This window comes from Shimia litoralis (assembly GCF_005518135.1).
GTDB lineage: Bacteria > Pseudomonadota > Alphaproteobacteria > Rhodobacterales > Rhodobacteraceae > Shimia_E > Shimia_E litoralis.
In genome coordinates, this window is sequence record NZ_SULI01000002.1 from 202,273 (window position 1) to 228,311 (window position 26,039).

The 26,039-nt window shown below is 54.6% G+C and carries 24 protein-coding genes; 11 read left to right on the forward strand and 13 right to left on the reverse strand.

Annotated features, from left to right (window positions below; all coding sequences use genetic code 11):
* Positions 1–44: 44 nt before the first annotated feature.
* Complete coding sequence (locus tag FAP39_RS03010) at positions 45–2,552, forward strand: GcvT family protein (protein ID WP_138014896.1); 2,508 nt, start codon at positions 45–47, stop codon at positions 2,550–2,552.
* A 123-nt stretch (positions 2,553–2,675) separates the two neighbouring features.
* Entirely contained in the window at positions 2,676–2,999 is a 324-nt protein-coding gene (locus FAP39_RS03015) for a hypothetical protein (protein ID WP_138014897.1), read from the forward strand.
* Positions 3,000–3,047: 48 nt separating this feature from the next.
* Here the strand turns inward: FAP39_RS03015 and FAP39_RS03020 are convergent, their stop codons facing one another.
* From FAP39_RS03020 to FAP39_RS03065, 10 genes are all read right to left on the reverse strand, one after another.
* Positions 3,048–3,452, reverse strand: a complete 405-nt coding sequence (locus FAP39_RS03020) for an EF-hand domain-containing protein (RefSeq protein WP_138014898.1) — start codon at positions 3,450–3,452, stop codon at positions 3,048–3,050.
* A 64-nt stretch (positions 3,453–3,516) separates the two neighbouring features.
* The gene (locus FAP39_RS03025) at positions 3,517–3,855 is read right to left on the reverse strand and encodes a carboxymuconolactone decarboxylase family protein (protein ID WP_138014899.1); all 339 of its coding nucleotides are present in this window, start codon (positions 3,853–3,855) and stop codon (positions 3,517–3,519) included.
* 121 nt (positions 3,856–3,976) lie between these two features.
* Positions 3,977–4,633 carry a DUF938 domain-containing protein gene (locus tag FAP39_RS03030; RefSeq protein ID WP_138014900.1) on the reverse strand — a complete coding sequence of 219 codons (657 nt, stop codon included), beginning with the start codon at positions 4,631–4,633 and terminating at the stop codon, positions 3,977–3,979.
* A 1-nt stretch (position 4,634) separates the two neighbouring features.
* Positions 4,635–5,711, reverse strand: coding sequence for an NAD(P)/FAD-dependent oxidoreductase (locus tag FAP39_RS03035; RefSeq protein ID WP_138014901.1), 1,077 nt, complete (start codon positions 5,709–5,711; stop codon positions 4,635–4,637).
* Between the two features lie 121 nt (positions 5,712–5,832).
* A complete protein-coding gene (locus FAP39_RS03040) occupies positions 5,833–6,414 on the reverse strand; it encodes a VOC family protein (protein WP_138014902.1) in 582 nt (193 codons plus the stop codon).
* A gap of 82 nt (positions 6,415–6,496) precedes the next feature.
* Positions 6,497–7,135: a DUF502 domain-containing protein gene (locus FAP39_RS03045; RefSeq protein WP_171006769.1), complete on the reverse strand. Its 639-nt coding sequence runs from the start codon at positions 7,133–7,135 to the stop codon at positions 6,497–6,499.
* A gap of 187 nt (positions 7,136–7,322) precedes the next feature.
* Positions 7,323–8,396 carry a BMP family ABC transporter substrate-binding protein gene (locus tag FAP39_RS03050; protein ID WP_138014904.1) on the reverse strand — a complete coding sequence of 358 codons (1,074 nt, stop codon included), beginning with the start codon at positions 8,394–8,396 and terminating at the stop codon, positions 7,323–7,325.
* 40 nt (positions 8,397–8,436) lie between these two features.
* Complete coding sequence (locus FAP39_RS03055) at positions 8,437–9,357, reverse strand: ABC transporter permease (RefSeq protein ID WP_138014905.1); 921 nt, start codon at positions 9,355–9,357, stop codon at positions 8,437–8,439.
* Positions 9,357–10,439, reverse strand: a complete 1,083-nt coding sequence (locus FAP39_RS03060) for an ABC transporter permease (RefSeq protein WP_138014906.1) — start codon at positions 10,437–10,439, stop codon at positions 9,357–9,359. Before FAP39_RS03060 ends, FAP39_RS03055 begins: the two co-directional genes overlap by 1 nt.
* Positions 10,436–11,980 carry an ABC transporter ATP-binding protein gene (locus FAP39_RS03065; RefSeq protein WP_138014907.1) on the reverse strand — a complete coding sequence of 515 codons (1,545 nt, stop codon included), beginning with the start codon at positions 11,978–11,980 and terminating at the stop codon, positions 10,436–10,438. The genes FAP39_RS03060 and FAP39_RS03065 overlap by 4 nt, the downstream gene beginning before the upstream one ends.
* A 359-nt stretch (positions 11,981–12,339) precedes the next feature.
* On the opposite strand from FAP39_RS03065, the gene dnaE reads away from it, so the two are divergent.
* Positions 12,340–15,858, forward strand: a complete 3,519-nt coding sequence (gene dnaE, locus FAP39_RS03070) for a DNA polymerase III subunit alpha (RefSeq protein WP_138014908.1) — start codon at positions 12,340–12,342, stop codon at positions 15,856–15,858.
* Between the two features lie 69 nt (positions 15,859–15,927).
* Here dnaE and FAP39_RS03075 read toward each other — a convergent pair whose 3' ends face one another.
* The gene (locus tag FAP39_RS03075; RefSeq protein WP_138014909.1) at positions 15,928–16,122 is read right to left on the reverse strand and encodes a SlyX family protein; all 195 of its coding nucleotides are present in this window, start codon (positions 16,120–16,122) and stop codon (positions 15,928–15,930) included.
* A 103-nt stretch (positions 16,123–16,225) separates the two neighbouring features.
* Here FAP39_RS03075 and FAP39_RS03080 point away from each other — a divergent pair, with 103 nt between their 5' ends.
* The 5 genes from FAP39_RS03080 to hisG all read left to right on the forward strand — a co-directional run bounded on the left by FAP39_RS03080 (position 16,226) and on the right by hisG (position 20,771).
* The gene (locus FAP39_RS03080) at positions 16,226–17,029 is read left to right on the forward strand and encodes a crotonase/enoyl-CoA hydratase family protein (protein ID WP_138014910.1); all 804 of its coding nucleotides are present in this window, start codon (positions 16,226–16,228) and stop codon (positions 17,027–17,029) included.
* 65 nt (positions 17,030–17,094) lie between these two features.
* A complete protein-coding gene (locus tag FAP39_RS03085; protein ID WP_138014911.1) occupies positions 17,095–17,412 on the forward strand; it encodes a hypothetical protein in 318 nt (105 codons plus the stop codon).
* A gap of 88 nt (positions 17,413–17,500) precedes the next feature.
* The gene (gene hisS, locus FAP39_RS03090; protein ID WP_138014912.1) at positions 17,501–18,991 is read left to right on the forward strand and encodes a histidine--tRNA ligase; all 1,491 of its coding nucleotides are present in this window, start codon (positions 17,501–17,503) and stop codon (positions 18,989–18,991) included.
* Positions 18,991–20,076 (forward strand): ATP phosphoribosyltransferase regulatory subunit, encoded by a 1,086-nt coding sequence (locus FAP39_RS03095; protein ID WP_138014913.1) that lies wholly within the window; start codon positions 18,991–18,993, stop codon positions 20,074–20,076. Before hisS ends, FAP39_RS03095 begins: the two co-directional genes overlap by 1 nt.
* Positions 20,073–20,771, forward strand: coding sequence for an ATP phosphoribosyltransferase (hisG, locus tag FAP39_RS03100; protein ID WP_138014914.1), 699 nt, complete (start codon positions 20,073–20,075; stop codon positions 20,769–20,771). Before FAP39_RS03095 ends, hisG begins: the two co-directional genes overlap by 4 nt.
* Here hisG and FAP39_RS03105 read toward each other — a convergent pair.
* Positions 20,768–21,202 (reverse strand): DUF1489 family protein, encoded by a 435-nt coding sequence (locus tag FAP39_RS03105; protein ID WP_138014915.1) that lies wholly within the window; start codon positions 21,200–21,202, stop codon positions 20,768–20,770. The two genes, hisG and FAP39_RS03105, sit on opposite strands and share 4 nt — an antisense overlap.
* 200 nt (positions 21,203–21,402) lie before the next feature.
* Here FAP39_RS03105 and FAP39_RS03110 point away from each other — a divergent pair, with 200 nt between their 5' ends.
* A complete protein-coding gene (locus tag FAP39_RS03110) occupies positions 21,403–23,685 on the forward strand; it encodes an adenosylcobalamin-dependent ribonucleoside-diphosphate reductase (RefSeq protein ID WP_138014916.1) in 2,283 nt (760 codons plus the stop codon).
* Between the two features lie 49 nt (positions 23,686–23,734).
* Complete coding sequence (locus tag FAP39_RS03115; protein ID WP_138014917.1) at positions 23,735–24,388, forward strand: RluA family pseudouridine synthase; 654 nt, start codon at positions 23,735–23,737, stop codon at positions 24,386–24,388.
* Here the strand turns inward: FAP39_RS03115 and FAP39_RS03120 are convergent.
* Entirely contained in the window at positions 24,385–25,236 is an 852-nt protein-coding gene (locus FAP39_RS03120) for an alpha-1,2-fucosyltransferase (protein ID WP_138014918.1), read from the reverse strand. The two genes, FAP39_RS03115 and FAP39_RS03120, sit on opposite strands and share 4 nt — an antisense overlap.
* An 83-nt stretch (positions 25,237–25,319) precedes the next feature.
* On the opposite strand from FAP39_RS03120, the gene FAP39_RS03125 reads away from it, so the two are divergent.
* Positions 25,320–25,991: an FkbM family methyltransferase gene (locus FAP39_RS03125; protein WP_138014919.1), complete on the forward strand. Its 672-nt coding sequence runs from the start codon at positions 25,320–25,322 to the stop codon at positions 25,989–25,991.
* The last annotated feature ends 48 nt before the right edge of the window (positions 25,992–26,039 follow it).

Sequence of the window (26,039 nt, forward strand, 5' to 3'; positions counted from 1 at the left end):
TTTGTCAGTTTGTGGCAAGTTCATCTTCATGGAGTCATAGGGACATGAAAACGCAAGTCAAAGCACTAGTCGTAGGTGGCGGTGCCGTCGGAACCTCGATTGCTTACCATCTGGCCAAGGCAGGTTGGGATGATGTTATGCTGATTGAGCGGGATGAACTGACATCCGGCTCGACGTGGCATGCCGCCGGTTTGTTGCCGCTCTTCAATATGTCCTATGCGACAACCCATATCCACAAATACTCGGTGGATTTCTATAAACAGCTTGAGGAAGAAACCGGACTGAACGCCGGGTTCGCTGTGGTCGGCAACCTGCGCATGGCGCAAACGGATGCCCGCATGGATGAATACATGCTCTATGCCTCGACTGCGGAAACCTGCGATGTGGCCTATGAATGGCTGACCCCTGATCAAATCAAGGAACGTTGGCCCCTGATCGAGACGTCCGATCTGAAAGGCGCGATCTATCATACCGAAGACGGGTATATTAACCCAGCCGACGTGACCATGGCGATGGCCAAGGGGGCGCGCCAGCGCGGCGTTGATATCGTGCGCAAGATGCAGGCGGATTCATTCCACTGGACTGGTACCCATTGGGAAGTCACCTGCACCAAGATGGTGGAAAAGGGTGGTAACCTTGTGCCTGGTGACGAGCAGATCGTTATCACAGCCGAGCATGTCGTGACCGCGTCCGGAAACCACGCACAGCGTACCGCTAAGATGCTGGGCATCAAGATGCCGGCGATTCCTGTCGAGCACACTTTCATCGTGATGGATCAAGACCCCGAGTTGGTCAAATGGCGTGAGGCAGGTAACCCAGAGCACCCTGTTGTGCGGGATGCAGACAATGAATCCTATGCGCGCGAAGAGCGCGGCGGTTGGATCCTTGGCATCTATGAAAAGGATGCGCCCGCGCGCTTTGAGCACGGTGTCCCTGATAGCTTCCGCGCGGACTTGTTCCCGCTTGATCTGGATCGGATCGCTGAACAGTACATGGCGATGACGGAACGCGTCCCATCCTGTGCTGAATCTGGCCTTAAGGACGATTTCAACGGCCCAATCTGCTATACACCGGATGGTAACCCGCTGGTGGGTCCAGCCCCCGGCCTGCGTAATATGTGGCTCGCCGAAGGGTTTTCGTTCGGGATCACTGCAGCAGGTGGCACGGGCTATTACCTCGCGCAGATGATGGTCGACGGCGAAGCTGAAATCGACATGGCATCGCTTGATCCGAAACGGTACTCGTCCAACTGGATGACCACAGAATTTGCTGCTCGCAAAAACGAAGAGTGCTACGAGCATGTTTATATTCTTCACCATCCGGACGAAGAACGCCCGGCTGCGCGTCCGCTGCGCACCGTACCCGCATTCGACCGTCAGAAAGCGCGTGGCGCACAATTTGGCTGGGTCAACGGCTGGGAACGTCCGAACTACTTCGGTCCCGTCGACGCGCCAGAAAACTTTGACCACGATGCACGTTCGTTCCGTCGTGGCGGCTGGTGGAAGCACGCTGTTGAGGAAGCCAAGGCAATCCGCGAAGGTGTCGGCTTGGTTGATGCATCTGCATTTACCAAACATGTCGTCAAAGGCCCCGGCGCGACCGCGTTCCTTGACTGGTTCACATGTAACAAGCTGCCACGTGTTGGGCGGATCAACCTGACTTATGCGCTGACATCTGCAGGCACGACTCGTACCGAATACACCATCGTGCGCAACGGCGAGAACAATTACTATCTGGTTTCGGCAGGCGCTTGGACAGAGTACGACGCGGACTTCTTGCGCAAGGCCGCCGAAGATAAAATGGAAGAGTTCGGCTATATCGAAATTCAAGATGTGACCACTCAGTGGGGCGTTTTCGCCATCGCAGGACCCAAGTCGCGTGATGTTCTCAAAGAGGTCATCAACGATCCGGATCCCGCCAATGCGCTGACCAACAAGGCCTTTCCATGGTTGTCCGCCAAGCAGATCGAATTGGGCATGTGTCCGGTGAATGCAATCCGTGTGGCCTATACGGGTGAACTTGGCTGGGAACTGCACCACCCGATCGAGATGCAGAACTATTTGTTCGACCTGTTGGAAAAAGCCGGTGAAAAGCATGGTATGAAGCTGGTTGGGGCACGCGCTCAAAACTGGCTGCGTCAAGAAAAGTCTTATCGTGCCTTTGGCAACGAGCTTGGCCGCGATGCGAACCCGCTTGAGGCAGATCTGCCACGCTTTGTTGATCTGGACAAAGAGTTCAACGGCAAGGCTGCGATGGTCGAAACTGGGGTGCGGGTAAAATGCTGTACCTTGTTGATCGATGGACCAGAAGATGCCGATCCGTGGGGCCGCGAGGTTCTGTACACGCCAGAAGGCGAGCGCGTGGGCCGTCTGACATCAGGCGGGTATTCCGTGGCGTTCGAGAAATCCATTGGCATGGGATATGTCAAACCAGAGATGGCAGTTGAAGGCACCAAGTTGAAAGTCAAAATCCTAGACAAGCTCTGGGATGCGGTCGTGACTTGTGACAGCCCGTATGACCCAACCAACGTGACAATTCGCATGAACGGCTAATATCCGATCACCATACACTTACTCGACGGCGGCCCTTTGGTCGCCGTTGTGCATTTTTGATACCCGTCAAAGCGCGCTTCTCTGACATATGCAATAATTGGCGTGTGAAGAGGAGGAAAAGAAATGACACATAAGCTAATTCTTGCAATCGCTGCCACGGTGTTGGTGGCGGGATCAGCAACAGCCGGTACAGAAGTCACTCCAAAAGAGCGGCTTGAGCGTCTTGGGACGGATGGCGCATATCAAATTGCGCAGAATTGCGGCTCTGGAAATTCGTATTGCAGCGCAGGGTCTCTTGGGCCGGGTGGGTGCTATAGTGGGGTGTATGCCTTTTGTGCCGACGGGATGATCTGTAATCGAGGATGGTCGATCTGCACCGTGGACACAGCGGGTGGCCGTGTGCCGTATTGCTATGAGCCGTCTAAGCCTAACACGTGCGCACGCTAGGCATTCAATCGGGGCCCTCTAAGGACTGAGGGCCCTTTTTACGTTCGCTCAAAAGTCGCCAGGGCTTAGAACGCCATCGTTATCTCTGTCATGGGTGCGGAACCACGCCAGCAAAGCTTGCGCAAACTCTTCTCGTGTCACCTGTCCATCGAGATTCAAATCGGTAGATGTTCGCGACAACCCGTGCACCGCACGTTGCAAGAGCGCAGACGGATTCTTTTCCGCAGCATCGGCACGCGCTTGGTCAAATACAGTGTATTCGGCGCTGTCTAAGACACCATCTTGATTGGTGTCGAATGTCTGAAACACCTTGCCGCGAAATTTCTCAAGCTCCTCAAGCGTGATGGCCCCATCCGAGTCCAGATCCCAATCTTCGAGGAAGCTTGCATCGGCGGCGCCCGCTTGTGTGGCAAGCAAGAAAAGCAATGCCGATGCAATAAGTGGTGATTTCATGACGGGAGCTCCGTGTCGGGTTTCAGTGTATCGCAGGAACCATAACGGAATTCCCAATCAATTGTCAGCCCGCTGTGAACTCGTCATAGCATTCCATGGCTTTGGCCGCGTACATCATCGAAGGTCCGCCGCCCATCTGAATAGCCATCGCTAGCACGTCGCCGACTTCTTCGCGTGTGGCACCCGCTTTGATGAGAGCCTCGACATGCAGCACAATACAGGCTTCGCACCGTTGCGACACCGCAATTCCCAACGCAATGAACTCTTTGGTTTTGAATTCAAGGGTGCCGCCTTCTTTTACGGCTTTGCCCAACGCACCGAATGCACGTGTGGTGTCAGGGATAGCTTTGTTCAGGCCGCGCAATTGGTTACGTGTGCCATTCAGTTTGTCAGTCCAGCTCATATTCAGCTCCTAGAATGTTGTTTGAGCCGTCCAGACCATGAATTGCCAAGCGATTCTTTGATTGAGATCAGATCGAGTAGTGATTTTACTGTGTCGAGCCGATCTGGATTGTTCAGACGCGTTACGTTGGTTTGCGCCAGATCAGAGCAAGGTTATTTGCGGGCATTTCGATCAGATCAACATAGTCGAGCCATGCGTCTTGTCCCCACTCAAGAACGTCAAAGTCGTCCTTGTAACCGATTTCGGGATCTTGATTGCGCAGGGATGTGTGAAAGTCGATGTCGCCTTGGCTGGTGAGGTCTCCGGCGCGCATAAACGGTCCGTACACCATCAAAACACCCCCGGGCGCGAGGGCGGCGGCAGCTTCGGAAATAAGAATACGCGCCTCGGCTTCAGAGATGAGATGCAGGAGGTTCACCAGCAAAATGAATGATTGCCCCAAATGCCGCGTGGCCCAACCCGAAGTCGTTGCGTCCAAAGGAACGGCAGGTGAAATGTTGGGCAGGGGTGATGTCTGCACATAGGCGTTAATGCTGCTGCGTCTGTCTGGATCGATCTCGCTTGGCTGCCATTGCAGATGTGGGATGGCTTGGGCCAGATGTATGATGTGCTGACCCGTGCCGCTGGCAAGCTCGAGTGCGGTGCCTTCATGGTCCGGTGCAAAATCCTGTGCCACGGCGACAATATGGTCGACATTTCGCGTGGCAGAGGGTGCCACAAGTCGCGCATCATTTTCGGACAGGGCCGGTGGTGTCGGCTGAACAAGACGGCGTGGCATGTTATTTGAACCTTTGCGGATCAAGAGCAGCGAGGGTTTGTGCATCGATCACGGAAGGTGTGCCCGTCACAAGATCGGCGACCAGTTGCGAGGCCGCAGGTGCCGATTGGAACCCATATCCGCCTTGCCCGGCAACCCAGAAAAACGTGGCATCATCCGCAGATGGGCCCAGAACCAAGTTTCGATCTGGCGAAAACGTGCGCAGGCCTGCCCAGCTGCTTTCTAAACGTGTGACTGGTTCGGTGACGTTCTCTTCGTAGCGCGCCAACCCTTCAGCCAGAACCATGTCGTCGGCCCATGCATCATGCGGTTCTTGCAAATCCTCTTCGGCAGGTGAGACCAACAGTTTGCCCGCATCGGGTTTGGCATACCATGTCTCGCGAATATCCAAAATCATTGGCCAGTTTGATATGTCGTGCCCACCCGGTGCAGGAATACGTGCCATGGATCGCCGTAGTGGTGTAAAGCCCAAAGGCGTGATTCCAGCGAGTTGTGCAATCTGGTCAACCCACGCACCAGCCGCGTTAAAAATCATCTTTGCCGAGTAATCCGTGCCATTTGCGGTGACGGTCCAGCCCGCTTCGGATCGGGTGATTTGTGTCACAGTCTGGCCTGTCAGAACGTCACCATCATATGCGCGGACGCCTTTGGCGAAGAACTGGATCATGCGGTCAGTGTCGATATCATAAGCAGCCTTATGATAGGCCGTAAATTCGACGGTTTCGGGGTCGAGAATAGGGACCATTCCAATGGCGTCATCGCGCGGTATTTCGGTCATGTCCATTTTTGCGCAGGTGACCTCAAATTCAGCGCGTTCATCAGATTTAGCGACCATCAGTAGGCCTCGGGGGCTGATCAGGCCGACATCTGCATTTGTGAAGAAATCGTTGCTGGCTTTGGACAGAGCGACCGTAGATGCCAACCCATAGTTTGACTCATAGAGCGCTGCCGAGCGGCCTGACGCATGATATCCCAAAGAGGTTTCGCGCTCGAGAACCAGTGTCTTGCCATGTGGCGCAAGGCGAGCAGCGGCAGACGTACCGGCAATTCCCCCCCCAATAACGAGAAAATCAAACATATCTATTCCTTACAAAATCATGCCGTTGGCACGCATAAGACTGTCCAGCCGAGTTGGCCTTTTTGATGTCTATAGCGTCTCGATCTAGCCAAGCAATGGGTCAGCGGAAATTTGGATGGAATTAGTATGGATTGCGCGCCGAGCGATCCACGGACAGAGAATTCTGGCGATCTGAAACCAAGCTTTCAATCGCGTCGGCCAGATGAATTTCAGTTATGTTATAGTCTCCTGCGTGAACGCGAATTTGGTGGGCCCGGATCATCACGTCTGCGTGGGTACACCCGCTGGGGGGCTCGAACTTGTAGCATGCTAATTCGATCAAAAGCCCCATTGGGTCTTTGAAATAGATCGAGTCCATGAAACCGCGATCTTTTGGGCCAGAGTGGGATATGCCGCGCTCGTTCAGCCTGTCTACAGCTTGGAGAAACGTCGCGCGAGACAGGTTAAATGCAAGGTGGTGCACGCATCCGGGGTCGGTTGGTGTACGTCGGGCATTCGGCACACGGTCTTCATCCGTGAACACGGTGATAAGTCGCCCGTCGCCGGGATCAAAATACAAATGCCCTTCGCGTGGGTTGTCCAGATTGGGTTGATCGAACACAAAGGGCATCCCGAGGGTGCCCTCCCAAAAATCAATGGATGTCTGGCGATCAGCACCCGTTAGGGTGATATGGTGAACACCCTGAGATTGAAGTTTGCGCATCGTATGACCTCCTGCTGCGAGAAAGATTACGCGCTCCAGAGGTTTGTGGCAATTTTTGCAGTTTCCTAAGGGCCCGTCGGTTCTAGAGAGGATCGTTCGGATCGGGTGCGGGTTTGTCCTTGAATTCGTTCTGATCTTGAATCTGCCCAACCCATGTTCCGACGCCTCTTCCGAAAAAGTTCAACATTTCAAGAACTTTATGTGGCGGCAAATCGATGGGGTGCACGTTTTCCGGCCGAAAAGCAGCGGCCACACCTGTCTGTGGGTTGGGAACATTCGGAAGAAACACCATCACGTTTCGAGCATCAATGCGTTCGACTTCAAATCCAATACGAGCGGTATCGCCTTGGCGTACCAGCACGGTTTTCAGATCATTCACGGATGTGTCTGCCTTCAGGGTGCCCGATACGATCCCTTTGATAATAGAGTAACCGGGCACGCGGTCGCGCAGAAACAGATCAAGTTGATCCACCTTTTTCTTGACCGCTGGGATGTACGCAAACAACCCCAATACAAAGATCGTCAGGATGAGCGCAATCACTGCCAGAACGTTCAACAACAAGATTCCTGCAAAGCGTTCAATCTCGAGCGTGTCGACAATAGGACCCATCACACCGCGCACTGCGTGGAATGCTTTCATCAGTGTGAAAACTAGGAAGAATACCGGTACGACAAGCAATATGCCGGTGACAAAGGTCTTGGTGAGGAAGGTCTTCATCATTGGGCCCAATCGGATATTTGGAGGACGACGCAAAATCAGCCTAGGGTGGGCTGTTGTGGATCGCAACTAAAACACGTCCACATGCCATGACGCGCCACTGTCAGACGGATGAGAGGATTTTTGGGTCCGGCAACTGAAAAGGCCCGCCGATCAGGCGGGCCTTAGAAGGGTAACTGTGCAATCCAGCTTAGTTTGGTACGTCGCCTTCGATGCCTTCGACATAGAAGTTCATACCAGCCAGTGTACCATCATCAGCGGTTTCGCCATCTGCCAACCAAGCAGAGCCATCCTGTTTGTTCACAGGGCCCGTAAAGGCGTGATACTCACCAGACGCCAGAGACGCTTTCAGAGCCAATGCTTGCTCTTTGATGTCGGCAGGAACGGCATCTGAAATTTCGCCAATTCCAACCATGCCAGCGCCAATACCATCCCAGGTGCTTGTGCTTGTCCATGTGCCATCCATGACCGCACCAACACGTGCGATATAGTAGGGTGCCCAATCATCAATGATCGAAGACACGCGTGGCAGCGGTCCGTATTCCGACATGTCGGATGCTTGGCCAAACGTGATGACGTTCCCAGCAGCTTGGGCAGCGGCTTGCGGGGCGGTCGAGTCAGTGTGCTGCAGAATTACGTCGGCACCTTGTTCAATAAGAACTTTGGCGGCGTCGGCTTCTTTTGCGGGATCAAACCATGTATAGGCCCACACGATTTTGAATTGTACGTCCGGGTTTACTTTCTTGGCATGGATATATGCAGAGTTGATGCCACGGATAACTTCGGGGATCGGATACGAGCCGATATAGCCAATCACGTTGGATTTGGTCATAGAGCCAGCGATGTGCCCTTGTACGGCGCGGCCTTCATAAAAACGAGCCGAGTATACCGAAACGTTATCAGCTTGCTTATAGCCTGTAGCGTGCTCGAATTTCACTTTTGGGAATTTCTTGGCAACGTTGATCGTCGGGTCCATATAGCCAAAAGATGTGGTGAAGATCAGGTCAGCACCATCAAGTGCCATTTGGGTCATCACGCGTTCTGCATCCGGGCCTTCTGGGACAGATTCAACAAAGACGGTTTCGACCTTGTCGCCGTATTTTTCTTCGACCGCAAGACGGCCTTTGTTGTGCTCGTATGTCCAGCCGCCATCGCCCACGGGGCCGACAAAGACGAAGCCCACTTTGGTTTTGTCTTCGGCCATGGCGGTTGTTGCCAGACCCAGCGCCACAGCGGCGCTTGTCAGAAGTTTGGTCAGTTTCATGCGGGAAATTCCCCCCTTTGGTGTTGATCTTCTATTGGCCTCATTGCGAGGCGTGAAATATCCGGCCGAGCGAAGCAGGTGCACCGCTTTTGTCTGCCGACATGATAACAAGCACAAGAATGGTTATCAGATATGGCGACATTGCCAAGTACTCGACTGGAATTGCGACACCTGCGGCTTGCAAATTTAGTTGTAAGACGTTGATTCCGCCAAAAAGATACGCGCCAAGAAGCACGCGCCAAGGTTTCCAGCTGGCGAAAACGACTAGGGCAAGGGCGATCCAGCCGATTCCTGCCGTCATGCCTTCGGTCCATTGTGGCACACGGATCAGACTGATGTATGCGCCGCCAAGGCCGGCACAAGCGCCCCCAAACATGATGGCAAGGATGCGCACACGTACCACATGATACCCCAGAGCATGGGCCGCATCGTGATTTTCCCCGACCGCGCGCAGGATCAAGCCAATGCGGCTGAACTTGAGAACGGCCCAGACAACAGCCGTCAACGCGATGCCAAAATACAGAATGGGATCGTGGCTAAATAGGATCGGCCCGACAACAGGCAAGTCAGATAGGACCGGCAGGTCCAGACGTGGCATGGCAGGAGGGCGGACACCCACATAGCTTTGGCCCATCAGAGCCGACAGACCGAGCCCGAACAATGTCAGGGCAAGGCCCGACGCCACTTGGTTTGCCAAGGCGAATTGGGTCAGAAATGCAAACAGCAGTGACAGAAGTGCCCCACAGATCGCCGCACCAATGACCCCCAGCAAAGGCGAGCCTGTTTCAACCGAAAACGCAAAGCCAGCGATAGCACCGACAATCATCATGCCCTCTACGCCAAGGTTCAAGACACCGGATTTTTCGACAACCAGTTCGCCAATTGCCGCGAGCAGCAAAGGTGTGGCCGCGACCATAAGAGAGGCAATCAACAGGACAGGATTGATGGCTGAAAGATCCATTATGCAACCCCTTTTGAAGCAAATTTAAGACGGTAGTTTGTGAGAAGATCCAGCGCGAGCAGGAAGAAGAGCAGCATGCCCTGGAACACTTGAATGGCAGCAGCTGGCAGTTGCAAATTGGATTCTGCGATATCGCCACCAATATATGTCAACGCCATCAATAGCCCTGCCAGCATAATGCCAACTGGATGCAAGCGCCCAAGAAAGGCCACGATGATCGCGGTAAAGCCATAGCCAGCATTAAAGTCGATGCTCACCTGACCGGATGGGCCAGAGACCTCGAACAACCCCGCAAGCCCTGCCAGCGCGCCCGACGCCCCAAGGCAAAACAGAATAAGGCGCGTTGGGTTCACACCCGCAAAGCGTGCGGCGCGCGGGGCTTCGCCGCTGAGCCGGATATTAAAGCCCAAGATATGCTTGTTCAAAAGAACATAGGCCAAGATCACGGCGATGAATGCCGCAACGACACCCCAATGCATGCCGCTGCCGGTGATCAGTTCTGCGTTATGCGCAGAGGCATAGTCTTGGAGGTTGCGAGAACCGGGAAAGCCGAAGCCTTGCGGGTTTTTCAAGAGGCCAAGCGACATAGAGGCGAGCAATTGCTCTGCCACATACACCAGCATGAGGGACACAAGAATTTCGTTGGTGCCGAATTTGACCTTAAGCAAGGCCGGAATCATGGCCCATGCCCATCCGCCCAATGCCCCAGCAAGCACCATGAGCGGAAAGATCAGGAAGCTTTCCATCGGGTAAAAGGCAAGGCCGACGCCCGCGCCACAAATCGCGCCAACAATGTATTGGCCTTCTGCCCCAATATTCCAGATGCCGGCGCGAAACCCCAGCGACAGACCAATGGCAATCAACACAAGTGGCGCACCTTTGACCAATAACTGAGGCCGGTAATAAAAGGCATATTCGCCAAACAACGGGTCCCAGAAAATTGTGCGAATGGCCTCGAACGGGTTTTTTCCGAGTGTGGCAAACAGCAAGCCGCCAGCGATCATCGTTACCACCACAGCGATAAGTGGCGTTGCCAGCGACAGCGTCTTCGACGGCTGGGGGCGTTTTTCAAGTCTGATCATGCCGATTGCTCCTGAGCGGGCGCGTCGATTTCGGGGGCATCCAAATCATGGGCGCCTCCCATCATCAGGCCAATTTCTTCAACAGTTAGTCCGACGGCTTGGCGGATTTCGGACAGACGCCCTTCGTTCAGGGCACCAAAGTGGTCCGAAATTTCCATAAGCTCGTCGAGGTCCTGTGAAATACACACGATGGCAGCGCCTGCGCCCGCAAGATCAAGCAATGCTTGGCGAATTGAGGCTGCGGCGGCGGCGTCCACGCCCCAAGTGGGCTGGTTCACAACAAGCACTTGAGGGTTTTGGAGAATCTCTCGACCAATCACAAATTTTTGCAGATTGCCGCCGGACAAGGCCCGAGCCGCCGTGTGCGGTCCGGGTGTGCGGACATCAAAGGCCGAGATAATCTTTTCCGCAAATGCGGTGGTGCTGGCCCAGTCCACAAATCCTTTGTGGGTAAGGTTTTCGCGAATGGCCCCTGTGAGGAGCGCATTCGCGGTCAGACTCATGTCAGGCGCTGCGGCATGCCCAAGGCGCTCTTCCGGAGCGGCGAGAATACCAAGATTTCGGCGCTCGTTCGGGCCGAGATCACCCACTGGGTCGCCCTTCACTGTAATCGTCGCCGCGTCGGTCAACGCTTCTCCAGAGAGCGCGGCAAGAAGTTCATCTTGCCCATTGCCCGCAACTCCGCCCAACCCAAGAATTTCGCCAGCTTCAACCTGAAACGAGATGTCTTTTAGTTTTGTGCCGAATGGGTTTGACGGATCCAGCGACAGATTTTTGACATCAAGCACAACTTCGCCACCCTCGGTGATGGTACGGGTCGGTGTGTGCAGCGTATCGCCTACCATTAATTCGGCCATATCACGTGCGGTGGTCTCGGCGGGAATACACGTACCCACATTTTTACCAAGGCGCAAAATCGTGGCATGGTCACACAAGGTGCGAATTTCCTCGAGCTTGTGCGAGATATACAGAATGGAGGTGCCTTCGGCCTTGAGCTTGTTCAGCGTTTTGAACAGAATTTCTACTTCTTGTGGCGTCAAAACAGACGTCGGCTCGTCCATGATCAACAGCTTTGGATCCTGCAACAGGCAGCGGATGATTTCGACGCGCTGACGTTCACCTGCCGACAAATCCCCCACTGTGCGATCGGGGTCCAAAGGAAGGCCGTAATTTTCAGAAACATCGCGAATTTTTGCGGCCAAATCGCGCATCGCGGGTGGGTTTTCCATCCCGAGTGCGACATTTTCAGCGACAGTTAGGGCATCAAAAAGAGAGAAGTGCTGAAACACCATCGCGACGCCAGACGCGCGCGCTGCTCTGGGCTCAGGGGGGGCGAAAGCGGCCCCGCGCCACGTCATGGTGCCGCTGTCTGGTTTGACCAAACCATAGATCATTTTCACCAAGGTGGATTTTCCCGCGCCGTTTTCTCCCAAAAGGGCGTGAACTTCGCCTTCTTGAATGTCAAAGGACACCGTGTCGTTGGCGACCACGCCGGGATAGGCCTTGGTCAGACCCGAAATACTTAGCAATGTCCCTGTCATACAGCGTTCTTCCTTTTTGGGCTCTGTGTTCGCCAACGGGAGTTACATCACGTTTGCGGTCGGCCCTTATGTTTAGCCGTCACACAGTAGGAATGCCGAGCGCTTTCACGCAAGCGAAACTTGGGACGGGATGTCGCATAACACCCCGTGCGGCATTTTTCTTTGGTGACGCAACAATTTGAATTTTCAGGGATTTTCTATCTTGTCGGGATGGCGATTATCAATGCCTATTTGAAGGTCCCCCAAGAATTACCTCAAAAAGACGGTTAATCTTTAAGCAATCTGGAGTTTGAAATTCATTTCTCTCAGCCCATCAATGGCCCATTCCCCTTGGCGCAAGGCTGGGATAGCTTGGCATAATGACCAATTCTCCTCGATTCATTCACCTGCGTGTTCACACGGAATATTCTCTTCTGGAAGGGGCTGTTCGCGTCAAGAAACTTGCTGGCATGTGCCAAGAGGCAGGTATGCCCGCCGTGGCTATGACCGATAGCAACAATATGTTTGCAGCTCTTGAGTTTTCTGTGACCGCAAGCGGGGCAGGTATCCAGCCAATTGTTGGCTGTCAGGTCGACCTAGCAATGCCTCAAGCGGATCAATCAGGCCTCTCGCTTCCGCCCGTCCCAGCGCCCATTGTTTTGTTGGCACAACGCGAAGAGGGATATGAGAATCTCATGAAGCTGAACTCTTGTCTGTATGTGGACAAGGGCGGGCAGTTGCCTCAGGTGACCTTGGACGAGTTGGAGAAGTACTCCGCGGGCATCATCTGTTTGACGGGTGGCCCTGATGGCCCAATCGGCCGGATGTTGCGTGCGGGGCATCGTGATCAGGCCCAAGGTCTGATGCAACGTTTCAAAGAGATATTTTCCGACCGGCTGTATGTCGAGCTGCAGCGCCATCCCGGAGAGGACGGTCAACCGGAAGCCGAGAAGCTGTCTGAACGCGGATTTATCGAAATGGCCTATGCCATGGACATTCCGCTGGTGGCGACCAATGACGTGTATTTCCCAAACACAGAGATGTACGAAGCGCATGATGCGCTGATCTGCATTTCTGACGGGGCCTATGTGGATCAGCAAGAAGGCCGTCGACGTTTGACGGCGCAGCACTATTTCAAAACCCAGCAAGAGATGATCACGCTTTTCGCGGACCTTCCCGAAGCGATCGAGAATACGGTCGAGATTGCGCGTCGCTGCGCCTTTCAAACATATCGGCGTGATCCCATTTTGCCAAAGTTTGCTGATGACGAAGTGGTCGAGCTGCGGCGGCAAGCCAACGCAGGGCTTCAGGATCGCTTGGCCGTTATTCCACATGCTGTGTCAGTTGAGGACTATCAAAAGCGTCTGGATTTTGAACTTGATATCATCGAGGGCATGGGGTTCCCCGGCTATTTCCTGATCGTGGCCGACTTTATCAAGTGGAGCAAAGACAACGGCATCCCGGTCGGACCTGGGCGTGGATCGGGTGCGGGGTCTTTGGTGGCCTACGCCTTGACGGTGACCGACCTTGATCCACTACGGTACTCATTGCTGTTTGAGCGGTTTTTGAACCCCGAACGTGTGTCTATGCCCGACTTTGATATCGATTTTTGTATGGATCGCCGAGAAGAAGTGATCCGGTATGTGCAGCAGAAATACGGACGGGACAAAGTCGGACAGATCATCACGTTTGGTGCGCTCTTGTCCAAGGCCGCCGTGCGCGACATCGGGCGGGTTCTGCAAATGCCTTATGGGCAGGTCGACCGACTGTCAAAGCTGATTCCGGTTGAAGGCGTCAAGCCGATGTCTATTGCAGACTCATTGCGCGAAGAGCCGCGGTTGCGCGAAGAAGCCCGCAACGAAGAAGTTGTAGAGCGGCTGTTGAATTATGGTCAGCAAGTCGAGGGATTGTTGCGCAACGCATCGACCCACGCGGCGGGTGTGGTGATCGGAGACCGGCCTTTGGATGCGCTGGTGCCGCTGTACCAGGATCCGCGATCGGATATGCCTGCCACCCAGTTTAATATGAAGTGGGTTGAACAGGCCGGATTGGTCAAGTTTGACTTTTTGGGTCTTAAGACCCTGACTGTCATTCAAAACGCGGTGGATTTGATCAAGCTTTCGGGGCGCGATTTGCACACGGCCGCTGATGGCACGCAATTGTATGAACCGCCAGAGGGTGCCGTAAACGAGATCAACGCCATTCCTCTGGACGACGCGCCGTCCTATGAGTTGTATGCAGCTGCAAAAACGGTTGCCGTGTTTCAGGTGGAATCTACCGGTATGATGGATGCGCTCAAGCGCATGAAGCCAACCTGTATCGAAGACATCGTGGCCTTGGTGGCGTTGTATCGTCCTGGCCCCATGGAAAACATCCCAACCTATTGCGAGGTCAAAAACGGTCTGAAAGAGATCGAGTCAGTGCATCCGCTGATCGATCACATCTTGGCCGAGACACAGGGCATTATCGTTTATCAGGAACAGGTGATGCAGATCGCGCAGGTCATGGCGGGCTATAGCCTTGGCGGGGCAGATTTGCTGCGCCGCGCCATGGGTAAAAAGATCAAAGAGGCCATGGATGCCGAACGCCCAAAATTTGAAAAAGGGGCCGCGGAAAACGGTGTGCCAGCCAAGAAGGCATCTGAGGTTTTTGACCTTCTTGAAAAGTTTGCCAACTATGGCTTTAACAAGTCCCACGCGGCGGCCTATGCGGTTGTGAGCTATCAAACCGCGTGGCTCAAGGCGAACCACCCTGTCGAATTCATGGGCGGCGTGATGAATTGCGATATTCATCTTACGGATAAGCTGGCGATCTATTTCGAAGAGGTCAAAAAGGCGCTGAAGCTGCCGTATATCCCGCCGTGTGTAAATCGATCAGAAGCCACCTTTACGGTGCGTGAGGGCGCGTTGGTGTATGCGCTGGGGGCGTTGAAAAACGTAGGTGTCGAAGCCATGAAGCTTGTCACGCAGGGGCGTCAAGTGGACGGTGTCGAACGGCCGTTTGCCACGCTTTATGATTTTGCCCGCCGTGTTGATCTTAAGCGCGTGGGTAAGCGCCCGCTTGAAATGCTGGCGCGCTCAGGTGCGTTTGACCAATTGGATGGCAACCGTCGGCGCGTCTTGGAAAGTCTGGACGCGCTTGTGGGGTATTCAGCAGCGATATTTGAACAGAAGTCCTCTAATCAGGTCTCTCTTTTTGGAGAGGCAGGCGAAGATTTGCCTGAGCCACGCATGTCACCGGTGGGCGATTGGCTTCCGGCGGAACGCCTTGATGAAGAGGCGCGTGCCATCGGGTTTTTCCTGTCCGGTCACCCGTTGGAAGATTACATGCCTGCGTTGCGACGCAAAAAGGTGCTGACCCTTGATGAAGCCGCTGAAGAAGCGCGCGGAGGCCCGTGCTTGGTGAAGATTGCGGGGCGTGTGTCTGGTCGGCAAGAGCGTAAGTCGGCGCGTGGCAATCGATTTGCGTTCGCGCAGCTCAGCGATCCTACTGGGGCGTATGAGGTCACGATTTTCTCGGATACGCTCGAGAAATGCCGCGAGCATTTGGAAACCGGATCCAAGGTGGTCGTAACCGTCGAGGCTACGCTGGAAGCGGATCAACTCAAATTGTTGGCGCGCTCGATTGCACCGATTGATGTGGTGATTGCGGACGCGGGCAGCGCCGGACTGAAAATCTTCCTAGATGATGTGGAGGCGATAGGGCTGGTTGCGAATGTCTTGCATCAGGCCGAAGAAGCTGTGAAGCGGGGGGCGCGTGGACCTGTCATATTCTGCTTGATGAGTCCCGACTTGCCCGGTGAAGTCGAAATGAACCTTGGTGTCGAATTCCCAGTTAATCCACAAGTTAAGGGTGCTATCAAATCTCAGGACGGTGTCATGGCGATCGAAGAATACTGATCTATCGTCCTGCTGGATGGCGTGCGAAAGCGCAATTGCGCGCTCTCGCCTCACTGTGAGAACGCTGTATCAGTAATGTGGTGGGCGTTCGTCGCCAATGATGACGCCGCCACCGCCTGCCGCATCGCGGTGGGCTTCTCGCTCCATCAACATATGTACGCGACGGGTCAGGGTCGAAATCTCGGTGTCTTGCCGCGCGATCACATCGGACAGCTCTTCGAGTGTCTTCGTGAGATGTGCAATTTGTTCTTCAAGTTTTTCCATGATGTGTCGCTACAATGGTCGGCAGGTGCAGGTCAAGCAAGGGAGCCGGTTGCAAGCTGATTGGGGTTGGTGAAAACTGGACCGCACCAGCATAGGAGTGGTGATGAGTATTCAGATCGAAACCCAAGGGCGCATACGTATTGTCACCATTGACCGGCTGGCGGCGCGAAACGCTGTCGACCCGGATACCGCCAAAGCTCTATACGAGGCATTTTTGGCGTTTGAGACGGACCAAGATGTAGACATTGCCATCTTAACAGGAGCCGGGAACACGTTTTGTGCCGGTTTTGATTTGAAAGCCGCCGCGGGTGCCAGCGGCACACACTGGATTGACGCGGTGCAGATCCCTGCGGGTTGGCAGGATGCGCGCAAATCGCCCATTCCCGGGCCAATGGGGCCGTCGCGTCTGATGTTGTCCAAACCTGTGATTGCAGCGATCGAGGGGTATGCCGTCGCGGGAGGTATGGAATTGGCCGCATGGTGCGATATGCGCGTCGTCGGCGAAGGCGCCACGTTTGGCGTGTTTTGTCGACGCTGGGGTGTGCCGCTGATCGATGGCGGAACCGTGCGATTGCCAAAACTTCTTGGGCAAGGGCGGGCGAATGACCTTATTTTGACAGGACGGCCAGTTGAGAGCGCAGAGGCGTTGGCCATCGGTATGGCGGACCGTGTCGTCGCAAAAGGGCGGGCATTAGGTGCGGCGTTGGACCTTGCTCAAAGTCTTGGTGCCTTTCCGCAGGATTGCATGCGTGCAGACTTCTTGTCTGCGCGTCAGACAGGTGAAGCGCTGGCCCAAGCGTTGACGCGGGAATGGCAGTCTTATGCAAGCTTTTTGTCGAATGGTGTGGACGGGGCTGCCAGATTTGCCGCTGGCAAAGGGCGGGGCGGTGATTTCGACGATATTTGATGGGGATCATGGGGCACTTGGCGCATTCGAATTAAACTTGTCTCAAGCAATTTTGGGAGAGTCTAATGACAGCTATTAAGATACTGGCCGTGTTGGCCGCGTCCGGAGCGATGGCAAGCGCGGTATTTGCGTATTCCGGCGAAGATTTTGTTGTCTGCAAACTTGATCCTGCCGGAGACAACTTTCTGGCGTTGCGAACCTGCGGCTCTTCCAAATGTCGCATGATCGAGAGGCTGGGGCCTGACACCTTTTTGTCTTCACTAGAGCCGTCTTCAGAAAAAGGCTGGAGGCAGGTGATGATCAAATATGGCCTTCAGGATGAGAGCTATCGCGGCACTGTCGGCTGGGTTTATGATAAATATATCTGCCGAATTGAGTATTAAGGCGCTCAATTCCGAGGGTTTGCTTGCCCCCGTGACGCCCATTGGGTAAAGCCTGCTTCGACTGAAATCCCAAAAGGGACCATGACTCATGGCCAAGCAAAAGAAAGCCCCACGCCCCAAGGCCGAAGCGCCAAAGGGTTTCCAAGATTATTTCGGCGCCGAAGTTACCGAGCGCGCAGAGATGCTGCATCAGATTGCGGGGGTCTATCATCGCTATGGTTTCGAGGCTCTGGAGAGCAGCGGCGTGGAAACCGTCGAGGCGCTGGGCAAGTTTTTGCCAGATGTCGACCGCCCGAACGAAGGCGTGTTCGCATGGCAAGAGTTTGATGAAAACGACAAAGGCGACTGGATGGCGTTGCGGTATGATCTGACCGCGCCGTTGGCTCGCGTTTATGCGCAGCACCGCAATGACCTGCCGACGCCATATCGGCGGTATGCCATGGGGCCGGTGTGGCGCAATGAAAAACCGGGGCCGGGTCGGTTCCGTCAGTTCTATCAATGTGATGCGGATACCGTCGGAACCGCTAGCATGGCGGCGGATGCTGAGATCTGCGCGATGTTGTCCGATACCCTTGAAACGGTTGGTATTCCCCGCGGCGACTATCTTGTGCGTGTGAACAACCGCAAGGTCTTGAATGGTGTGCTTGAGGCCATGGGGCTTGGCGATGACCAAGCCGCGCGGGACAACGTTTTGCGGACCATCGACAAGTTTGACAAAGTCGGTGAACAGGGGGTGCGCGAGTTGCTGGGCAAGGGGCGTCTGGATGCGTCTGGGGCCTATATCGACGGGGTGGGTCTGAGCGAAGATCAGGCCGAGCCCGTGATTGCCTTCCTGACGTCAAAAGCCACGGATGTTGCTACGACCTTTGAGAACTTGCGCGGAGCAGTTGGTGGGTCTGTCGTGGGGGCCGAAGGTATTGCCGAGTTAGAGCAGATCGGTGACCTGTTGGCTGCTGGTGGCTATGGCGCGGATCGGATCGAGATTGACCCGTCGGTTGTGCGTGGCCTCGGGTACTACACAGGGCCTGTTTTTGAAGCGGAACTGACCTTCGAGATTTTTGACGAAAAAGGCCGCAAGCGCCAGTTCGGATCGGTTGCAGGCGGTGGTCGGTATGATGATTTGGTGAAACGGTTTACGGGTCAAGCCGTGCCGGCAACCGGTGTCTCTATCGGTGTTGACCGCTTGTTGGCGGCATTGCATGCCAAAGGCCGCATGGGCGGTGTATCTGCGGGGCCTGTCGTGGTCACGGTGATGGATCGCGATCGTATGGCGGATTATCAAACTATGGTGGCCGACCTGCGCAATGCGGGCATCCGCGCCGAGGTCTATCTGGGCAACCCCAAGAATTTCGGCAATCAGTTGAAATATGCTGACAAGCGCAATTCGCCTGTGGCGGTGATCGAAGGTGGTGACGAAAAAGAACGCGGTGTTATTCAGATCAAGGATCTGATTTTGGGTGCGAAAATTGCCCAGAATGCCACCTTGGAAGAGTGGAAAGAACGCCCGAGCCAGTTCGAAGTGCCCCGCGATCAATTGGTGGCAAAAGTGCGCGAAATTCTAGCAGGGCAGGACAGCTGATGCCACACAAGGCTGAAATTCGTGCGCGCGCCTCGCAATTGCGTGCAGCGTTTGAAACTGCTGGCGCGCATCCCGTGGAAACATCGGTTTTGTTGCCTGCAGAAGTGCTGTTGGACTTGTACGGTGAAGACATCCGTGCGCGTGCCTATGTGACGTCCGACTCGTTGCGGGGCGAGCAAATGTTGCGTCCTGATTTTACGGTTCCCGTCGTACAGATGCATATGGATCATGGTGCGGAACCCGCGCGTTACACGTATTCTGGTGAAGTGTTTCGTCGGCAAGAAGACGATAGCGATCGTGCGAATGAATATACCCAAGTTGGCTACGAGGTGTTTGATCGCGAAAACCCCGCCGCTGCGGATGCCGAAGTCTTTGCCTTGTTCCAAAAAACGCTAACTCCGCTTAATCTACGGGCTGCGACTGGTGATATTGGTGTGCTCAAAGCCGCCGTATTGGGGCTGGAAACCACAGATGCACGCAAACGCGCCCTGCTGCGCCATATCTGGCGACCTCGGCGTTTCCGGGCACTGATGGATCGGTTTTCCGGCGTCACACCCGTGCCGCCCAGCCGTGCCGCATTGTTGGCGCAAGACACCCCCATGGCGCACGAGTTTCCGGTCATCGGCATGCGTACCACGGAAGAAATCAGCGCGCGTATCGATGCCTTGAAAGACGACGCGGCCGCCGCTCCTCTGGCAGAGGGTCAGGTCGCCTTGATTGACGCACTGCTTGGTGTGCGCGAAGCGATGCCGTTTGCGCTTGAGCATCTGCGCGATATTGCTGTGGATATGCCTGCCATCACCGAGGCCGTGTTTCGTCTTAAGGACCGGATGGATGCGTTGGCGGCATTGGGTGTTGATGTCGAGGCTCTCGATTTCGAGGCAAATTACGGACGCACCCAAATGGAATATTATGACGGGTTTGTCTTTGGATTTTATGCCGCTGACCGTCCAGACCTACCTCCGGTTGCGACAGGTGGTCGGTACGATGCTCTGACGCGGGTCTTGGGGCAGGGGCGTTCGATTCCTGCTGTCGGTGGGGTTATCCGCCCGGGGCTGATGCTTGAGGTGGAGGGTGCGCTATGACCATTAAACTGGGTGTTCCGTCCAAAGGGCGGCTTATGGAAAAGACCTTTGATTGGTTTGGTGCGCGCGGCGTGTCGTTGTCGCGCAGCGGATCGGACAGAGAATATGCAGGCGCGGTAGAGGGCGTTGAAGGCGTTGAGCTTGTGCTGCTTTCTGCGGGCGAAATTCCGCGCGAACTTTCGGCTGGGCGTATCCATCTGGGCGTCACTGGGACGGACTTGATCCGCGAAAAATTGGGTCAGTGGGAACAGCAGGTTGAAGAACTTGCTCTATTAGGTTTCGGGCAGGCGGATTTGATTATTGCTGTCCCTAACTGCTGGGTTGATGTGGATACATTGGACGATCTCGACGCCGCTGCATCGGCGTTTCGCGCCAAGCACGGGTTCCGTCTGCGGATTGCCACGAAATATCACAGACTGGTGCGCGAATTCCTTCGGGACAATGGCGTGGCGGATTATCAACTGGTGGACAGTCAGGGGGCCACCGAGGGCACCGTGAAAAATCTGACCGCCGAAGCCGTTGCCGATATCACGTCCACAGGTGAAACCCTGCGGGCGAACCACCTCAAATTGCTGGCAGATGGCATGGCCTTGGCGTCTCAAGCAACACTGTTTCGGGCACGCAAAGCTCCTATGACTGCGCAAGATCGTCTGGCCCTTAAGGCGCTGGTCACCAAATTGGGTATCGCTGCCTAACGTACGCCAATGGCCGCCAGAGCGGCGGCCAGTTCGGCAGGGAGCTCTTGGTCATCCTGTGACGCACCGGCGCGCAAATCCGCAGGGCTGTCTTCTGGTTTCAAATAGCGCCAGCCCTGAAAGGGGCGGCGCAAGGCGGTTTCGGTTTTGATAAGATTCGGATCGAGGACAATAGCGCATCTGCGGATGCCATCGTCACCGATCACCTCATCCAGACGCAGGATCGTTTGGCGGGCTTGAACCACACCTTTGATGACCCAATAGATTGACCCGCCATTCAAGATTTCTGTCCCGCGTTTTGGCCACATTCGGGTGACATGGCGTGGAAACCCGTCAGAGGTCTGGGATGCAACGGTTTTTTGCCATTGGGCGAGCGTTTCCACGGTCTCTGTGCCGACAGATAATTTTACCAGATTTACGTGATTTCCCACAGCGTCCTCATAGCGTCGCCTCAAGTTGTCGAGCTGTATATTGTAGCCTTCTCTTTGGTATCGACAAGGTGTTGTGGTATCATTCGGTCTCAATTTCAGAAAAATCGACCCGTGACACGTTTTCGAAGTTGTTAAGTTCTTTGTTCGTGTTGTATCGAAGTCGCCAATCTTCTGCCAAAAGACCAAACAGGATTCGCCATATGACTCGCTTTGCTGCCCCCATCGCCGAACAGATCTGGGATATGAAATACCGCTTTAAAGAGGCGGGAGGACAACCGATTGATCTGACGGTCGAGGACAGCTGGAGACGGATCGCACAGGACCTTGCGAAAGTAGAAGCCAAACCCGAGCTTTGGGAAGACAAGTTTTACGAAGCTCTGGAAGATTTCAAATTTCTGCCAGCGGGCCGCATCACAGCGGGGGCCGGTACAGCGCGTTCTGTGACACTGTTTAACTGCTTTGTTATGGGCACGGTGCCGGACAGCATGGCAGGCATCTTTGACATGTTAAAAGAGGCCGCGTTGACGATGCAGCAAGGCGGCGGAATTGGCTATGATTTCTCGACCATTCGTCCCAAAGGGGCGGATGTGATGGGGGTTGCGGCTGATGCATCTGGACCGCTGTCCTTTATGGATGTGTGGGATGCGATGTGCCGTACGATCATGTCAGCCGGATCGCGTCGCGGCGCGATGATGGCGACGATGCGGTGTGACCACCCGGACATCGAACAATTTATCACGGCCAAAGGCGATCCCGCGCGGCTGCGGATGTTCAACATGTCTGTGCTTGTCACGGATGACTTTATGGAAGCGGTCAAGGCGAACGGATCGTGGGAGCTAAAGTTCGGGGGCAAAGTCTATCATACTGTTGAGGCGCGCGATCTTTGGAACAAGATCATGCAAAACACGTATGACCATGCAGAGCCTGGCGTAATCTTTATTGATCGGATCAATCAGGCCAATAACCTGAGCTATTGCGAGACCATTGCGGCGACGAACCCATGTGGCGAGCAACCGCTGCCTCCGTATGGCGCGTGCCTGCTTGGATCGATCAATCTTGCGCGGATGGTGAGTGATCCGTTTGGAGATGCGGCTGCGTTGAACGAAGAGGCGTTGGCTGATCTCGTCGCCACTGCTGTGCGCATGATGGACAATGTCGTGGATGCGTCCAACTTCCCGCTTGAGGCACAGGCCCGCGAAGCTCAAGCCAAACGCCGGATCGGGCTGGGTGTGACCGGTTTGGCAGATGCCTTGTTGATGGTTGGACAGAAGTACGGAACCGAAGAGGCGGCGCGTCAAACTGAACATTGGCTGAAAGCCATCGCCCGCGCCGCGTATCTGGCATCGGTTGATTTGGCGAAAGAAAAGGGCGCGTTCCCTTTGATGGACAAAGACGCGTATGTGAATGGCGGACTGGTCCAGCACATGGACGACGATGTGAAAGCGGCAATCTCCGAGCATGGGATTCGTAATGCCCTGCTGACATCCATCGCCCCCACAGGGACAATTTCACTGTATGCTGGCAACGTCAGCAGCGGGATCGAGCCTGTTTTTGCTTACGCCTATACGCGCAAAGTTCTGCAAAAAGATGGCAGCCGCACCGAAGAAGAAGTCGTTGATTACGCGGTACAGCTTTGGCGGGACAAGTTTGGCGACACTGCGTTGCCGGATTATTTTGTGAATGCTCAAACGCTTGAACCAGCGGCGCATGTGCGTATGCAGGCTGCTGCGCAAAAATGGATCGACAGCTCGATTTCCAAGACGATCAACTGTCCGGAAGACATTGATTTCGACGCCTTCAAAGATGTTTATATGCAAGCATGGGATACAGGGTGCAAAGGATGCACCACGTATCGTCCGAATGATGTCACTGGGTCCGTATTGACTGTTTCCGAAGCAGCAGAAAATGCACCGGGAGAGGACCCCGCAGATCATGTGTCAGATAGTGGCGAGGTCATCTATATGTCTGAACCGCTTGAGCGGCCTCAATCCCTCGAGGGGGCCACTTACAAGCTTAAGTGGCCAGACAGCGAACATGCGATTTACCTGACGGTGAATGATGTGGTGATCAATGGCCACCGCCGTCCGTTCGAAGTGTTTATCAACTCAAAAAATATGGAGCATTACGCGTGGACATTGGCTTTGACGCGTATGATCTCGGCGGTGTTCCGTCGCGGGGGCGACGTATCTTTTGTGGTAGAAGAGTTGAAAGCGGTGTTTGATCCACGCGGTGGTGCATGGATGCAGGGCAAATACATCCCGTCCATCCTTGCAGCGATTGGGGGCGTGATTGAACGCCATCTTATTTCTATCGATTTTATCGAAGGCGAGGGCATGGGGCTTAAGACAGACCCAAAAGCCGAAGCGATGGCTGTGGGAGAAGCTCCCAGAGGTAAGGCTTGCCCGAGCTGCGGCCAATTCGATATGCGGATGGTTGAAGGCTGTATGACATGCGCGAGCTGTGGCCATTCAAAATGCGGCTAGCCAGCAAGCTATTGCTTGGGGGGCTGCCAACATATCCTCTGGAACGCACATGACCGTTTCATCCGAGTACACGCCCCCCGATGGTCCTCTTGATATCTTGCATGAGGACCACGAGATCGTGGTCGTCAACAAGCCTGAGGGATTGCTTTCGGTTCCGGGGCGTGGTGACCACCTCAAGGATTGCCTGCTCGAGAGACTCTTGATTGGGTTTCCGACGGCGCTTTTGGTGCACCGGCTGGATCGGGATACATCCGGTGTGATGGTGTTCGGCCTTACCCCACATGCGCAGCGTAATCTGTCGATGCAATTTGAAAAGCGCACCACGAAAAAAACGTACGTAGCGCGTGTTGCCGGAAATTTCGAAGAAAAGACGGGTACCGTGGATTTGCCGTTAATCGTGGATTGGCCCAACCGGCCACGCCAAATGGTATGTCGTGACACCGGAAAATCGGCGGTCACCGATTGGCGTGTCCTAAAGAAAAAAGATGGTGAAAGCCGTGTGCGGTTGTCTCCGAAAACCGGTCGAACCCATCAGTTGCGGGTGCATATGCTGGCGTTGGGGCACCCAATTTTGGGGGACCCATTGTATGCCACGGGAGCGGATGCAGATTTTGACCGGATGATGCTGCATGCAGAAGAGCTGCGGATTGGTCATCCGGAAAACGGTCATGGTATGACGTTTCGCGCCAAAGCCAATTTCTAGCTTTGGGCGCTCACGGCAAGCCAGCTATCTGGTAAGATATCGGGATTTTCCATTCCGCCTGCGGCAAACCAGTTGGTGGGGGCTGTTACAATTTTTGACGGGTTGCTGTTCAACCATGCGCCCCACCACGAAAACGAGCTGTTTGCGATGACGTTATGTTGGCATTTGCTCATCAATCTCATGTCGTCATAGTCTGTCTCGGGCCCGTTGATATCCACGACGATTTTCTCATACGGCAGGGGCAAATTATCATGGGCCCATTGCGGATCATCCGAAAACACAAAGACGCTGGCAGGTGTGTCCAATCTTTTTACAATCTCGTCAAGCGCCGCGTTGTAATAGGCTTCGGAACAAACGCCGTGGGCACCAAGCGCCAGATAGTCGCCACGTCGGACATGCAGAGAAATGGACGTGCGTGCGGCGATCTGATTGGCGATGGCCACGTTTGCCTGTGACACGGTGGGCGTAGGTACAAACGCATGTCGGATGTGGTCGGAAATAGAGGTGAAATAGGCCTCTGACTGCCAATATCCATGCAGGTAGCTGTCGTCGCCCCAAGTCTCAAAGCCAGGATTATAGCCCAGACCGGTCTCGCGCCGAAACTTTGGAGATTTTCCAATGCTGCGCCAAAGTGCATAGCGGACGGCGTTTTCGTGCTTTGCCGGCGGCAGTTTTGCAGCGTCCTGAATGTCCAGATCAAACACATGCGTCAACCGCCGCGTGCCACGGTGGTCAATCGTGCGAAAATCAAGCGCCAGATCGACGCCCAGACGATCCGCCAATGCCTTGCCTGCCGCGTATTGGAACATCTGATTGCCCAAGCCGCCAAATAGTCTTGCGAAGATCATTTTACGCCCGTTTCCTTTTCGCTTAAACACGTCATTACTATCAGAGACCTTGCTAGGAAGGCGAGGCGGAAAACGGGGGCAGTATGAGCCTGAAAAGTGAAGTAAGCAAAATGTGGCGGATTCTGACGGATCCTGCGTATCGGGCGTTTCGGTCCGATTACAAAGCATTTCGCCGTGCGCACGGGCGCGGAACACCTTCTGGGTATACCGGATTGCTGCCTGGCCAAACGGTGTTGGATATTGGGGGCTACGTAGGCGATTGGGCTGAAACCATGACCGCGCGCTATGCTGTCACGGTGCATACCTTTGAACCGCATCCACGATTTGCCTCCATGATCAAAGAGCGATTTGCGGATCGCACCGATGTGATTTCACATGACTTTGCGATTGGCAGCACCAACGCAGAGTTGATTTTGTCAGATGATGAAAATGCGTCTTCTGCGTTTGTGACGGATGGCCCCACCGCCACGGGGTATGTGCGCGATGTTGTCTCGGTTTTTGAGGAGCTCACGCTTGGTCAAATTGCAGCGGCCAAGATGAACATCGAAGGTGGTGAATACGACCTTTTGCCAGCGCTCATTGATGCTGGTCTGATTGCGAAATTTGACCGCCTGACCGTTCAGTTTCACAAGTTTAGCGAAGGAGATCGCACGCGTCGCGACGACATTCGCAAGGCTTTGGCACAAACGCACCATTGCGTGTGGTGCTATCCCTTTATTTGGGAAGAATGGCATCTGAAAGAGCTTGGGGCCTAAATAAAAACGCCGGGAAAATATCCCGGCGTTTCCACGTTTGCTGGCGTG

Excerpts from the sequence above, each read along its gene's own strand:
- FAP39_RS03010 (WP_138014896.1), top strand. The coding sequence starts at position 45 with ATGAAAACGCAAGTCAAAGCACTAGTCGTAGGTGGCGGTGCCGTCGGA.
- FAP39_RS03015 (WP_138014897.1), top strand. The coding sequence starts at position 2,676 with ATGACACATAAGCTAATTCTTGCAATCGCTGCCACGGTGTTGGTGGCG.
- FAP39_RS03020 (WP_138014898.1), bottom strand. The coding sequence starts at position 3,452 with ATGAAATCACCACTTATTGCATCGGCATTGCTTTTCTTGCTTGCCACA.
- FAP39_RS03025 (WP_138014899.1), bottom strand. The coding sequence starts at position 3,855 with ATGAGCTGGACTGACAAACTGAATGGCACACGTAACCAATTGCGCGGC.
- FAP39_RS03030 (WP_138014900.1), bottom strand. The coding sequence starts at position 4,633 with ATGCCACGCCGTCTTGTTCAGCCGACACCACCGGCCCTGTCCGAAAAT.
- FAP39_RS03035 (WP_138014901.1), bottom strand. The coding sequence starts at position 5,711 with ATGTTTGATTTTCTCGTTATTGGGGGGGGAATTGCCGGTACGTCTGCC.
- FAP39_RS03040 (WP_138014902.1), bottom strand. The coding sequence starts at position 6,414 with ATGCGCAAACTTCAATCTCAGGGTGTTCACCATATCACCCTAACGGGT.
- FAP39_RS03045 (WP_171006769.1), bottom strand. The coding sequence starts at position 7,135 with ATGATGAAGACCTTCCTCACCAAGACCTTTGTCACCGGCATATTGCTT.
- FAP39_RS03050 (WP_138014904.1), bottom strand. The coding sequence starts at position 8,396 with ATGAAACTGACCAAACTTCTGACAAGCGCCGCTGTGGCGCTGGGTCTG.
- FAP39_RS03055 (WP_138014905.1), bottom strand. The coding sequence starts at position 9,357 with ATGGATCTTTCAGCCATCAATCCTGTCCTGTTGATTGCCTCTCTTATG.
- FAP39_RS03060 (WP_138014906.1), bottom strand. The coding sequence starts at position 10,439 with ATGATCAGACTTGAAAAACGCCCCCAGCCGTCGAAGACGCTGTCGCTG.
- FAP39_RS03065 (WP_138014907.1), bottom strand. The coding sequence starts at position 11,980 with ATGACAGGGACATTGCTAAGTATTTCGGGTCTGACCAAGGCCTATCCC.
- dnaE (WP_138014908.1), top strand. The coding sequence starts at position 12,340 with ATGACCAATTCTCCTCGATTCATTCACCTGCGTGTTCACACGGAATAT.
- FAP39_RS03075 (WP_138014909.1), bottom strand. The coding sequence starts at position 16,122 with ATGGAAAAACTTGAAGAACAAATTGCACATCTCACGAAGACACTCGAA.
- FAP39_RS03080 (WP_138014910.1), top strand. The coding sequence starts at position 16,226 with ATGAGTATTCAGATCGAAACCCAAGGGCGCATACGTATTGTCACCATT.
- FAP39_RS03085 (WP_138014911.1), top strand. The coding sequence starts at position 17,095 with ATGACAGCTATTAAGATACTGGCCGTGTTGGCCGCGTCCGGAGCGATG.
- hisS (WP_138014912.1), top strand. The coding sequence starts at position 17,501 with ATGGCCAAGCAAAAGAAAGCCCCACGCCCCAAGGCCGAAGCGCCAAAG.
- FAP39_RS03095 (WP_138014913.1), top strand. The coding sequence starts at position 18,991 with ATGCCACACAAGGCTGAAATTCGTGCGCGCGCCTCGCAATTGCGTGCA.
- hisG (WP_138014914.1), top strand. The coding sequence starts at position 20,073 with ATGACCATTAAACTGGGTGTTCCGTCCAAAGGGCGGCTTATGGAAAAG.
- FAP39_RS03110 (WP_138014916.1), top strand. The coding sequence starts at position 21,403 with ATGACTCGCTTTGCTGCCCCCATCGCCGAACAGATCTGGGATATGAAA.
- FAP39_RS03115 (WP_138014917.1), top strand. The coding sequence starts at position 23,735 with ATGACCGTTTCATCCGAGTACACGCCCCCCGATGGTCCTCTTGATATC.
- FAP39_RS03120 (WP_138014918.1), bottom strand. The coding sequence starts at position 25,236 with ATGATCTTCGCAAGACTATTTGGCGGCTTGGGCAATCAGATGTTCCAA.
- FAP39_RS03125 (WP_138014919.1), top strand. The coding sequence starts at position 25,320 with ATGAGCCTGAAAAGTGAAGTAAGCAAAATGTGGCGGATTCTGACGGAT.